At 67.6% G+C, this 11,679-nt stretch carries 10 protein-coding genes and 1 tRNA gene; 4 read left to right on the top strand and 7 right to left on the bottom strand.

Annotated features, from left to right (window positions below; translation table 11 throughout):
• Positions 1–236 precede the first annotated feature (236 nt).
• The 5 genes from P1Y20_RS02300 to P1Y20_RS02280 all read right to left on the bottom strand — a co-directional run bounded on the left by P1Y20_RS02300 (position 237) and on the right by P1Y20_RS02280 (position 4,889).
• Positions 237–2,072: an FAD-binding protein gene (locus tag P1Y20_RS02300; protein WP_304449453.1), complete on the bottom strand. Its 1,836-nt coding sequence runs from the start codon at positions 2,070–2,072 to the stop codon at positions 237–239.
• A 36-nt stretch (positions 2,073–2,108) separates the two neighbouring features.
• The gene (locus tag P1Y20_RS02295) at positions 2,109–2,993 is read right to left on the bottom strand and encodes a succinate dehydrogenase/fumarate reductase iron-sulfur subunit (protein ID WP_304447039.1); all 885 of its coding nucleotides are present in this window, start codon (positions 2,991–2,993) and stop codon (positions 2,109–2,111) included.
• Positions 2,994–2,997: 4 nt separating this feature from the next.
• Positions 2,998–3,363, bottom strand: coding sequence for a succinate dehydrogenase/fumarate reductase transmembrane subunit (locus P1Y20_RS02290; RefSeq protein WP_304447038.1), 366 nt, complete (start codon positions 3,361–3,363; stop codon positions 2,998–3,000).
• Positions 3,363–3,755 carry a succinate dehydrogenase, cytochrome b556 subunit gene (gene sdhC / locus P1Y20_RS02285; protein ID WP_304447037.1) on the bottom strand — a complete coding sequence of 131 codons (393 nt, stop codon included), beginning with the start codon at positions 3,753–3,755 and terminating at the stop codon, positions 3,363–3,365. Before sdhC ends, P1Y20_RS02290 begins: the two co-directional genes overlap by 1 nt.
• A gap of 114 nt (positions 3,756–3,869) precedes the next feature.
• Complete coding sequence (locus P1Y20_RS02280) at positions 3,870–4,889, bottom strand: succinylglutamate desuccinylase/aspartoacylase family protein (RefSeq protein ID WP_304447036.1); 1,020 nt, start codon at positions 4,887–4,889, stop codon at positions 3,870–3,872.
• 112 nt (positions 4,890–5,001) lie between these two features.
• Between P1Y20_RS02280 and P1Y20_RS02275 the strand changes: the two genes are divergently transcribed.
• Both P1Y20_RS02275 and P1Y20_RS02270 read left to right on the top strand, forming a co-directional pair.
• Positions 5,002–6,357, top strand: a complete 1,356-nt coding sequence (locus P1Y20_RS02275; RefSeq protein ID WP_304447035.1) for a putative ATP-dependent zinc protease — start codon at positions 5,002–5,004, stop codon at positions 6,355–6,357.
• Between the two features lie 316 nt (positions 6,358–6,673).
• Positions 6,674–7,228, top strand: coding sequence for a DNA-3-methyladenine glycosylase family protein (locus tag P1Y20_RS02270; RefSeq protein ID WP_304449452.1), 555 nt, complete (start codon positions 6,674–6,676; stop codon positions 7,226–7,228).
• A 29-nt stretch (positions 7,229–7,257) separates the two neighbouring features.
• On the opposite strand, the gene cysE is transcribed toward P1Y20_RS02270, so the two are convergent.
• Positions 7,258–7,830 (bottom strand): serine O-acetyltransferase, encoded by a 573-nt coding sequence (cysE, locus tag P1Y20_RS02265; RefSeq protein WP_304447034.1) that lies wholly within the window; start codon positions 7,828–7,830, stop codon positions 7,258–7,260.
• A 355-nt stretch (positions 7,831–8,185) separates the two neighbouring features.
• Positions 8,186–9,340: an acyl-CoA dehydrogenase family protein gene (locus P1Y20_RS02260; protein ID WP_304447033.1), complete on the bottom strand. Its 1,155-nt coding sequence runs from the start codon at positions 9,338–9,340 to the stop codon at positions 8,186–8,188.
• 123 nt (positions 9,341–9,463) lie between these two features.
• Between P1Y20_RS02260 and P1Y20_RS02255 the strand changes: the two genes are divergently transcribed.
• Both P1Y20_RS02255 and P1Y20_RS02250 read left to right on the top strand, forming a co-directional pair.
• Positions 9,464–11,434 (top strand): 3-hydroxyacyl-CoA dehydrogenase/enoyl-CoA hydratase family protein, encoded by a 1,971-nt coding sequence (locus P1Y20_RS02255; RefSeq protein ID WP_304447032.1) that lies wholly within the window; start codon positions 9,464–9,466, stop codon positions 11,432–11,434.
• A gap of 116 nt (positions 11,435–11,550) precedes the next feature.
• Positions 11,551–11,625 (top strand) — tRNA-Glu (locus P1Y20_RS02250).
• The last annotated feature ends 54 nt before the right edge of the window (positions 11,626–11,679 follow it).

The following is an 11,679-nucleotide window of genomic DNA, read 5'->3' as shown; positions in this document are numbered from 1 at the left end:
TAGGAGTGGAAGGGGCGGGAATCGAACCACGCGAAGCCCAGCAGGTTCCCGTCACGGACATGTCTGTCCCGACGGTTAGACTTCTACCACGCATGCCCTTCCGCTGACGGGGAAGCGTTCTCTCCCAGGGGTCATATAGGCATGGGTGCCGTACCCGTGATGCCTCGGCCACATAACTTATATCCTCGACACGTCACTGATGTGGGACACTCTCGAAACGAGAAAAGTCGTGCCGGTCAGTAGCTTCGCTCTTTGGGTTCGTACTCGCCGCCCTCCCCCTCCAGGATGACGGGCGTGTAGTAGAGGTCCGGGCGGCCGTCGTTCCAGGCGACCTGCGTGTGCTTGAGCCACTGCTCGTCGTCGCGGAACTGGTACTCCTCGCGCCAGTGCGCGCCGCGGAACTCCTCGCGCGCCAGCGCGCTGAGCGTCAGCGCCTCGGCGAGGTCGATGAGGTTGCGCGTCTCGATAGTGTGGAGCAGGTCCGTGTTGTACGTCCGCGAGGGGTCGCTGACGGCGACGTCGCGGTAACCCTCGCGCGCCGCACGGATGTCGCGCAGCGCCTGCTTCAGCCCCGCCTCGTTGCGGAAGACGTTGACGTTGCGCGTCATCGACTGCTGGAGGTCGGCGCGGATCTCGGCGTGGTTGACGCCGTCGCGTTCCATCAGTTCCTCGACGCGAGCGTTCTCCCGGGCGACGGTCCGTTCGACGACCTCGGGTGCGGGCGCGTCGAGGAGCGCCCCGCCGTCGGCGACGACGTCCTCGCTCCCGGCGTCTATCTCGCCGGGCGTGACGGGCGTGTCGACGTGGCCGTCCTCGGACTTCGCGGAGGGGCCGGTCTGTATCTGGGCCGTCTCGGGCTGGCGGGTCGCGGCGTGGCGGCCCGCGCGGGCGCCGAAGACGATGAGTTCCGGCAGGGCGTTCCCGCCGAGGCGGTTGGCACCGTGGACGCTCACGCAGGCGCACTCGCCGACGGCGTACAGTCCCTCGATGCACGTCTCGCCGTTCTCGTCGGTCTCGATGCCGCCCATCTCGTAGTGCTGGCCGGGCTTGACCGGCATCGGCTCCTCCAGGGCGTTGACGCCCTCGAAGTCCTCCGCGAGGTGGAGGATGTTCTCGAGGCGGTCGATGATGCGCTCCTCGCCGAGGTGGCGCATGTCGAGCATGACGCTGTCGTTCTCGAAGCCGCGGCCCTCGTTGGCCTCGGTCTGTTCGGCGCGCGCGACGACGTCGCGCGAGGCGAGTTCGCCGACGTTGTTGGCGTACCCGCGTTCGAACATGAAGCGCTCACCCTCGCTGTTGTAGAGGATGCCGCCCTCGCCGCGGACGCCCTCGCTGATGAGCACGCCCGTCGAGGGGAGCGTCGTCGGGTGGAACTGGACGAACTCCATGTCCTGCAGGGGGACGCCGGCGCGGTAGGCCATCGCCGCCCCGTCGCCGGTGTTGGCCACGGCGTTCGTGGTGTGGTCGTACATCTGGCCCGGCCCGCCGGTGGCGATGACGACGCCGTCGTTCGCGACGAAGCCGTTGATGCGCCCCGTCTTGATGTCGTAGGCGACGACGCCGTGACAGCGCCGCGCCTCGGGGTCCTCGTGGTCCGTGACCGCGAGTTGCATCACGTAGTGTTCCTCGTAGACGCGGATGCCCCGCTTGACGACCTGCTCGTACATCGTGTGCAGGAGGTGGTGGCCCGTCTCCGCGCCCGCGTAGGTGGTCCGCGGGAACGAGAGGCCACCGAACGGTCGCTGGGAGACGCGCCCGTCGTCGTCCCGGGAGAACGCCATCCCCCAGTGTTCGAGCTGGATGGTCTCCTTCGGGCTGTCCTGACAGAGCGTCTCGACGGCGGGGGCGTCGCCGAGGTAGTCGGAGCCCTTCATCGTGTCGTAGGCGTGGTCCTCCCAGGAGTCGCCGTCGCGCAGCGCGGCGTTGATGCCCCCTTCGGCCGCGCCCGTGTGACTGCGTACCGGGTGGAGTTTCGAGACGAGCGCGACGTCCGCACCCTCCTCGTTCGCCGCGATGGCCGCTCGCATGCCGGCGCCGCCCGCCCCGACGACGACGACGTCGTGTTCGTGAATTGCCATGGTAGTAGTAGTCGTTGTAGTGTCTTCGGATTACCAGAACTTGAGGTTGTTCTTCACCGCCTCGCGCTTGAGTTCCTGGATGTGCTCGGTGAGGGGGATGTCCTTCGGGCAGACCTCGGTGCAGGAGAACTGCGTCTGACAGCGCCAGACGCCGTGTTCCTGTTCGAGTATCTCGAGGCGGTGCTGTTTCAGCTCCTCGCCCTCGCGCTCGTCCATCGCGAAGCGGTAGGCCTTGTTGATGGCGGCGGGGCCGAGGTACTCGTTGTCGCCGGCCGCGATGTTACACGAGGACATGCACGCGCCACACCAGATACAGCGCGTGGACATCTTCACCTTCTCGCGGTTCTCGCGGGTCTGGTGCTGTTCTTCTAGCCCCGAGGGGAGGTCGTTCGTCTGGAAGAACGGCTCGACAGCGTCCATCTGGTCGTAGAAGTGCTGCATGTCCACGACGAGGTCCTTCACCACCTCCTGGTGGGGGAGGGGTTCGACGCGGACGGGGTCGGTGAGGTCCGACAGCTGGGTCTTACAGCAGAGACGCTGGCGCCCGTTGACGAACATCGCGTCGGAGCCACAGATGGCCTGCCGACAGGAGTGTCGGAAGGTGAGCGAGGAGTCGTAGTGGTCGCGCGCGTACATCAGCGCGTCGAGCACCGTCATCCCCTTGTGGTAGGGGACGACGAACTCGTCGAAGCGCGGGCGCTTCTTGCCCTCGACTTCGGGGTCGTAGCGGAACACCTTCAGGGTGTACGTCTCGCCGTCGAGTTCCGTCTCCTCCTCGACGGCCTCGCGCTCCTCCTCCTCGGCGCGGGCACGTTTGCGCTCCATGCGCCGCTGCTGCTGGACGGGCGCGCTCGGCGCCTGTTCGTCGGATTCGGTCTCGGTCTCGGTCTCGGATTCGGGGAGTTGCGTGCTCATTGTGTTAGAGGAAGCCGTTCATCGCCAGTGCCACGTAGGTCCCCTGGGCGACGAGTGCGAGCGCCGCGAGCGCGAGGCCGGCCCGCGCGACGCGCTGCTGGGTCCCGGAGAGCCCCTGGTTGACGAGAGCGTTGTAGACGCCGTTGACGCCGTGGAAGGTGGCCGTCACGAGGAACAGCCACATGGTCGCGAAGTAGCCGACCTGCCCCATGCGGGCCTGCGTGCCCATGAAGGTGATTTCGGCGGCGTGGTTCACGAAGTGAAGTAGCATGAAGTGGAAGGCGAGGACGCCGACGAGGAACACCGCCGTCAGGCGCTGGAGCAGCCAACCGGTGCCCTTGCGCTCGAACGAGGAGTAGTGCTCCGCCATCAGAGCGCCCCCGCGAGGAACGTCGGCACGCTGGCGACGACGATGGCGCCCGTCAGCACGACCGAGGCGTAGAAGCTCTTGTCCTGGGCGCCGAGGCCGACGCCGAGGTCGACGAACAGCAGGCGGACGCCGTTGAGGATGTGGAAGACGGCGACCGCCAGCAGGCCGACCTCGAGGAACCGGACGAGGAGGAGTTCCTCCAGCCCCTGTAGCGTGTTCGTGTACATGTCCGGACTGACCGTCGCCGTGCTCAGGACGGCGATGTGCGTGAAGAGATATCCGATGAGGACCCACCCGGTGAACTTGTGGAACACCCACGCCCACATGCCGGCGGAGAAGTCCCGCCACCGGCCGAAGTCCTCGACGAGGCCCCTGTCGTACGACTGGCTCATGTATGTCCGTGACAGGGGGCCACCGGGTATAGTAGTTACTAACTCACCGTCTGCGCGGGGTCGAGCGGCCCCGAGGCGACGGAATGAGCCTTCGAAAACCGACAGGTTTACTTCTCACGGCGTGCGGGTGATGGCCTGCTCCTGTTCGAGCGCGCGGAGCGTCTTCTCCTCCAGTTTCACGAGGTGACAGAGCGGGTTCCCCGGGTAGACCAGCGGGTTCTCCAGGACGCCGACGAGCAGGCCGGTGAACGGTGCCTCGACCGTCTCCGTGTCGGCGCGGAACGGGTCGGAGATGGTGCAGATGACGTCGTCCTCGTAGACGAGCGTCCCCCGCTCGTAGTTCATGTCGACGAGACCGCCGACGTCGGCGCGGAGCCACGTCTTCTCGCCGCTGTCGTCGATGACGGTCCGCCACCCCGGCCAGCGGACCTGTTCGGCCGGCCGGAGGCCGAACTCCGCGAGGACGCTCAGCACGCCGTCGAGCGCCCGGTCGATGAGCGACCGCTGGAAGCGGTGGGCCTCCCCCATCTCGATGGTGATGGTGGGAGTCCCGGCGTCCGTGGCCTCCCGTCGGAGCGTCCCTTCCGGCCCCTCACTGGAGAGGATGACGTTCGACGCGAAGGCGTTGGCGAGGCGGGCCGTCTCCGTGTGCTCCATGTCGCCCCGGACGTGGAGCATGTTCGTCCGCCCGCGCGTGGAGGTGTGGAAGTCGAGGCCGTAGTCGCAGGGTTCGATGAAGTTGCGGAAGATGCGGTTGGCCATCCGCTTCGCGCCCGTGCTCGTCTCGCTGCCGGGGAACGAGCGGTTCAGGTCGCGGTCGTAGATGGGGAGGTAGCGCTGCTGGGCGATGAACCCGGGGACGTTGAGGACGGGCAGGCAGACGAGGGTCCCCGCGAGGTCGGCGTGGTTCCAGGTGTGGGCGACCTCGCGGACGACCTCGATGCCGTTCAGTTCGTCGCCGTGGGCCGCCGCGCTGAGGAACACGGTCGGGCCCTCGCGTTCGCCGTTGACGACGGTGACGGGGATGCGAACCGGGTCGCCGAGGTAGGTCTCGCTGACGCTGTAGCGGAGGTTCTGCGTCTCGCCGGGGGCGACGGTTCCCCCGTTGTAGGTGAACGCGTCGGGCGCTGCCATGGCAGGACACTGGTGTGACGAGGTAAATACCTCCCCGTCTCGCGGTCGCGGGTCCCGGACGGGCGTCGCTGATACCGGCACGCATTTGGCGACGCCGCGAATGGTACCGTCTATGTCCACCACTGATGAAAACCGAGTACGAGTTGGCGTCCTCTCGCTACACAACAGCAAGGAGACCAAGGCGATCCTCAACGCCGTCGAGGACCTCGGCCACGCCCCGGAGTGGCTCCGCGCCGAGAACACCGCGATCTCCATCGAGGACGGCGACGTCGCGATAGAACCCGAGGTGGACATCGTCGCGAACCGGCTCCTGCTCTCGAACACCGAGGAACCCGCGGAGGGCCTCGGGTTGGCGACGACGTTCAACCGCCTCCGCCCGATGCTCAACCAGCCGGGGGCGGTGCTGACGGCCATCCACAAGTTCGCCACGGCCGTCACGCTCGCGGACTGGAACATCGCCGTCCCCGACGCCCTGCTCGCGCTGTCGAACGACGGCCTCAACCGCAACCGCGACCGCTTCGGCGACGTCGGCGTCTACAAGACCGCCATCGGGACGCACGGCGGCGGCACCTGGAAGGTCGACCTCACCGAACCCGTCAACCCGAAGGTCGGCAACCGACAGGCCTTCCTCCAGAAGCTCATCGAACTCGACGACGAGCGCCACAGCGACCTCCGGGTGTACGTCGTCGGCGAGCACATCGTCGGCGCGATGCGCCGGTACGCCCCCGAGGGCGACTGGCGGACCAACGTGGCGCTCGGCGGTGCCGTCGAGGACATGACCGACGAACTGCCCGAGGAGGCCTCGGAGACGGCGCTGTACGCGGCCGAGGTGCTCGGCCTCGACTACGCCGGCGTCGACCTCGTGAAGGGGAAGGACGGCTGGTACGTCCTCGAGGTCAACCCGACGGCGGGGTTCAAGGGCCTCTACCAGGCCACCGGCTCCAGCCCCGCCCCCTACATCGCGAAGATGGCCATCGAGCGCGCCGGCGGGACCGTCGACGACGAACGGGTCCGCGAGCTCTCGGCGACCCTCGACGACTCGACGCCCTCCTGTGCTCCCCGGGTCGCTCCCTACGACTCCGAGGACCAGCCGCTCATCGGTTACATCGAGGAGGTCGTCGTCAGCGGGACCAGCGGCTCGACGGGCGCGCTGGCGAAGTCCGACACGGGCGCGACGCGGACCAGCATCGACACGTCGCTGGCCGCCGAAATCGGCGCCGGCCCCATCAAGAGCATGACGCGCGTGAAGTCGGGGAGCGTCAAGTCCGGGAAGGCCCGCCCCGTCGTCGACCTCGTCATCGGTATCGGCGGGCGACAGCACACCGTCACCGCGAGCGTCGAGGACCGCAGCCACATGGACTACCCCCTCCTGCTCGGGCGCGACATCCTCGAACACTACCGCGTCGACGTCCGCCGGCGCGCGGACGGTGACTACTCCGACGACGACGAGGAAGCGCTGGAGGAGTAACCCCTCGGCCGTCGACAGACGTCGCCCGAACCGGCCGCCGACCGACTCGCCGCGCGATTCACGCCCGGACCTTCTTGTACGAGAACGCGACCAGCATCGCCGTGACCTGACCGTCGCCGCGAAGCGGGTCGCGACGTCGCTTCGCGCCGTCAGTGGTGCCTGTCCGCCCTTCCGACGTGCCGCGGACGGCGGCCCGCCCTCTCGGGGCCGTGACCGTCCGCGATGCGCAACTGTCGTGAGCCCTCGGCCCGTCGGTTCGAGCACTGTGGAACCCACCGACGACGACGTGCGGACGGTCCTCGGCGACGACCCGGTGATGGCCGACCTCCTCGACCGCCACGACCCCTACGTGGAACCGGAGTGGACGAACGGCTACGAGCGACTGCTCGTCAGCATCATCAACCAGTCCATCTCGACGGCCTCGGCGAGAGCGGTCAGGGAGCGCGTCTTCGCCCTGTTCGACGGCGAGGTGACTCCCGAGGCGGTCCTGAACGCGACCGAGTCGGAACTCGTCGAGGCGGGCCTCGGCGAGCGGAAGACCGAGTACGCGCGCCACGCCGCCGAGGCCTACCTCGAACGCGACCTGACGCCCGCCGGCCTCGCCGACCACTCGGACGAGGAGGTCATCGACGAACTGACCGAGATTCGCGGCATCGGCGCGTGGACGGCCCGGATGTACCTCCTGTTCGTCCTCGAACGCGACGACGTTCTCCCCCTCGGCGACCTCGCGGTCCGCCGCGGCATCGAGACCCTGTACAACGACGGCGAGGAGATGAGCCGCGAGGAGATGCGGTCGCTCGCCAAGCGGTGGCGTCCCTATCGGAGCCACGCGGTCCGATACATCTGGGCGGAGTACGAGTCCGACGAGTAGGCGGAACCAGTCGGACGCACGTTACTGCGCTACCGCGACGGGCAGCCGGGCGCCACTTCGTCCGGTGCCTCGGCGGTTTCGGCCTCGGCCGGCTCGCCGACGGGCTTCGCCGGCACGCCGGCGACGGTCGTCCCCGGCGGGACGTCCTCGACGACGACGGCGCCGGCACCGACGCGTGCGCCCGTCCCGACGGTGATGTCGCCGATGAGCGTCGCGTTCGCGCCGATGAGCACATCGTCCTCGACGGTCGGGTGGCGCTTGACGGGGTCCGAGTCGGCCCCCCCGAGGGTGACGCCGTGGTGCATGTGGACGTCGTCACCGATTTCGGCCGTCTCGCCGACGACGACGCCCATCCCGTGGTCGACGAACAGCCGGTGGCCCACGGTCGCGCCGGGGTGTATCTCGACGCCCGTCAGGACGCGGGCGACGTGCGAGACGACGCGCGCGGCGAGCGCGTGGTCGGCGGCGAGGAGCCGTCGCGCGAGGTAGTGGAACCAGAGGGCGTGCAGTCCCGGATAGGTGAGGACCACCTCAAGCGGACGCTTGGCGGCAGGGTCTGTCTCGTAGGCGGTGCGAACGTCTTCGCGAAGTCTGTCGAACATGGTATGGTAGCTGGCGTGGTGCGATGGGCGTGCGAAACTCGACGAGAAGAGCGGGCTCACCAGCGACAGCGGGGGCACCGACGCGAGCGGTGGACGAACGGTCGGCGACGACGGGTGCTGTCGCGCATGCCCCTCCCTTCCCCCGGTGTGGACAAAAGGGTAACGAGAGTGGTTTCCAGGCTCGTCCGAACGGTCCCCACAGACGGCGAACCGGCAGGTCTAGCCCCCGCACGAGCCCGGCGGCTGCGGTTCACCGTGAGACGCGCGAAGCGCGTCGAGCGACGTCTCTGTCCCGGTTTTGACGCCGAGTGCTGTGCGACCGAGTGGAGTACACCCGAGGTGTCAAAGAGTGGGGTTAGAAACCCTTCCCCAGCAACTCGCGGGCGATGATGTTCTTCTGAATCTCCGTGGTGCCCTCGTATATCTGAGTGATCTTCGCGTCGCGGTAGAGGCGTTCGACGTCGAAGTCGTTGACGTAGCCGGCCCCGCCGTGTATCTGGACGGCCTCGTTGGCGCAGTCGACGGCGACGCGGGAGGCGTACTCCTTGGCCATGGAGGCGAGCGTCGTCAACTGGTCGTCGGAGTTGTCGACGCTCCAGGCGGACTTGTAGGTCAGCTGTCTGGCGGCCTCGGTCCGGGTGTGCATGTCGGCGAGTTTGTGCTGGATGGCCTGGAAGTCGCCGATGGGGCGGCCGAACTGTTCGCGCTCCTTGGCGTAGTCGAGCGCGCGTTCGCAGGCGCCCTTGGCGATGCCGATACCCTGGGCGGCGACCATCGTCCGGGTGACGTCGAAGAACTGCATGAGCTGGAGGAAGCCCATGCCGCGCGTGCCGACGAGGTTCTCCTCGGGGACGCGCAGGTCGTCGAAGACGAGTTCGGCGGTGTCGCTCGCGCGGATGCCGAGCTTGCCCGTTATCTTCTCGCTCGTGAACCCCTCGCGGTCGGACTCGACGATTATCTGTGAGAAGCCGTTGTATCGACCCTCGGCCTCGGGGTCGGTCTTGCACATCACGACGAAGAAGTCGCCGACCGACCCGTTGGTGATCCACATCTTGTTGCCGTTGAGTACCCACTCGTCGCCGTCCTTCTCGGCGGTGGTCGAGACGGAGGAGACATCGCTGCCGGTGTCGGGTTCGGAGATGGCCGCGCCCATGATGGCCTCGCCGATGGCGACGGGTTCGAGGTACTCCTCTTTCTGTTCCTCGGTGCCGAACTCCATGATGGCGTCGCTGCCGAACGTCGTCGCCGTGATGGAGAGGCCGACGCCGGGGTCGACGGCGAACAGTTCCTCGACGACGAGCGCCGTCTCGAGGGCGTTGTAGCCCGCGCCGCCGTACTCGACGGGGATGTTCGCGCCGGTCAGCCCCATCTCGGCGGCCGTCTCCAGCACCTCGAAGGGGAACTTCTCCTCGACGTCGTACTCCCCCGCGACGGGGGCGACCTCGTTCTCCGCGAAGCGCCGGACCTCGTCGCGAATCTGCCTCTGTTCGTCCGTCAGGTCGAAGTCCATGACGCCGTACCTCTCCCCCGATTCCACATAATCGTTTTCCGCAGTTGGTAAACCGACCAGGAGTTGTCGGAGAACGGATGGGAAACGTTGAACTCGACCGCCCGTAAGGCTACGAACGTCACTATGGAATCCGACGACATCCAGACTATCGCGGTCCTCGGGGCCGGGAACATGGGTCACGGCATCGCCGAGGTGGCGGCGATGGCGGGCTACGACGTGATGCTCCGGGACATCAACGAGGAGTTCGTTCAGAACGGCTACGAGCAGATCGAGTGGAGCCTGAACAAACTCGCCGAGAAGGAGCAGTTAACGCAGGAGGAAGCCGACGCCAGCATCGACCGCATCACGCCGGTCGTCGACATGGAGGAGGCCGTCGGCGACGTCGAGTTCGTCATCGAGGCCGTGCCCGAGAAGATGGACATCAAGAAGGACGTCTACGGCGACGTCGTCGAGTACGCGCCGGAGGACGCCATCCTCGCGACCAACACCTCCTCGCTCTCCATCACCGACCTCTCGGAGGTGACTGAGCGACCCGAACAGTTCTGCGGGATGCACTTCTTCAACCCGCCGGTCCGGATGGCGCTCGTCGAGGTCATCTCCGGTGCCCACACCGCCGACGAGACCCTCGACGTGGCCGAGGACCTCGCCGAGGCGTTCGGCAAGACGCCCGTCCGCGTGCGAAAGGACGTCCCCGGGTTCGTCGTCAACCGCATCCTCGTCCCGCTGATGAACGAGGCGTGCTGGGTCGTCGAGGACGGGACGGCCACGATGGCGGAGGTCGACTCGACGGTGAAGTTCGACATCGGCCTGCCGATGGGTGCGTTCGAACTCGGCGACCAGGTCGGCAACGACGTCACCTACCACGTCCTCGAGTACATGCACGACGAACTCGGCGAGGCGTACGCCCCCTGCCCCCTGCTGGAGGAGACGGTCGAGGAGGAGCGCTACGGCAAGAAGGTCGGACGGGGCTTCTACGACTACGAGGACGGCGACGGCGCACAGGTCCCCACCGACCAGACCCGCGACGACGTCAAGCGCCGCCTGCTGGCGACGATGGCCAACGAGGTGGGCCACCTCGTCGAGCAGGACGTCGCCCCGCCGCGCGACATCGACCAGGCCGTGATGCTCGGGGCGGGGTACCCCGAGGGGCCGGCGAAGATGGCCGACAAGGCCGGTCTGGAGACGCTCGTCGAGACGCTCGAAGCGTTGGAGGAATCGACGGGCGCCGAGCGCTACGCGGTCGCGGACGGCCTCCGCGAGGCTGCCGAGGACGGCGGGTTCCACGGGAGTGCCGACGACGGCGAGACGACAGAGTTCACCACCATCAGCGTCGAGTACCCCCGCGAGCGGGTGGGCCACATCGTGCTCGACCGCGAGGCGCGGATGAACACTATCAACCCGGACGTCCTCGACGAACTCTCGGCGGCCGTCGACCTCCTCGAGGACGACGACGACGTGCGCTCGATTCTCCTCACCGGGAAGGGCGACCGCGCCTTCTCCGCCGGCGCCGACGTCTCCGGGTTCGCCGCCAGCGCCGAACCGCTGGAGGCCATCGAACTCTCCCGGAAGGGCCAGTCCACGTTCGGGAAACTGGAGGAAGTCGGCATGCCCGTCGTCGCCGGTATCGACGGCTTCGCCCTCGGCGGCGGCCTCGAACTCGCCGCCTGCGCGGACCTGCGCATCGCCAGCGACCGTTCGGAACTCGGCCTGCCCGAGCACAGCCTCGGCCTCCTGCCGGGGTGGGGCGGTACCCAGCGCCTCCAGCGCCTCATCGGCATGGGTCGGGCGAAGCAGGTCATCTTCACCTCGGACCGCTTCGACGCCGAGACGATGGCGGACTGGGGCTTCGTCAACGAGGTCGTCCCGCACACGGAGTTCGACGAGGCGGCGCTCGACCTCGCGGAGCGACTCGCCGGCGGCCCCCCGGTCGCCCAGCGCCTCACCAAGCGCGCGATGCTGCGTGGCTCGGAGGACATCGAGGCCGGTCTCGAACTCGAAGCGCAGGCGTTCGGTCACCTGATGGGGACCGACGACCTCATGGAGGGTATCACCGCGTTCTCGACCGACCGCGACCCCGAGTTCGAAGGGAAGTGAACGCGGGCGCCCCGACCCGGTGTGGCGGTTTTCTGACTTGCTCGGACTGGTAGGTCGTGTCAGCGACGGCTCGAAGGACAGCCTTTATCAAGAGGTGGTGCGCAGGTACAGTCGCCGCTCGGTTGGTGTAGTCCGGCCAATCATGTTGGCCTTTCGAGCCAACGACCGGGGTTCAAATCCCCGACCGAGCACTGGACGGCTTCGCCGTCGTGTGTTTTCCGCCTGCTCAAACACCAATGAGCAAG

The organism is Halomarina ordinaria (assembly GCF_030553305.1).
In the GTDB taxonomy this organism is placed as follows: domain Archaea; phylum Halobacteriota; class Halobacteria; order Halobacteriales; family Haloarculaceae; genus Halomarina; species Halomarina ordinaria.
The sequence above is the reverse complement of the archived record's forward strand: the minus strand, read 5'-3'. Positions and strand labels throughout refer to the sequence as shown.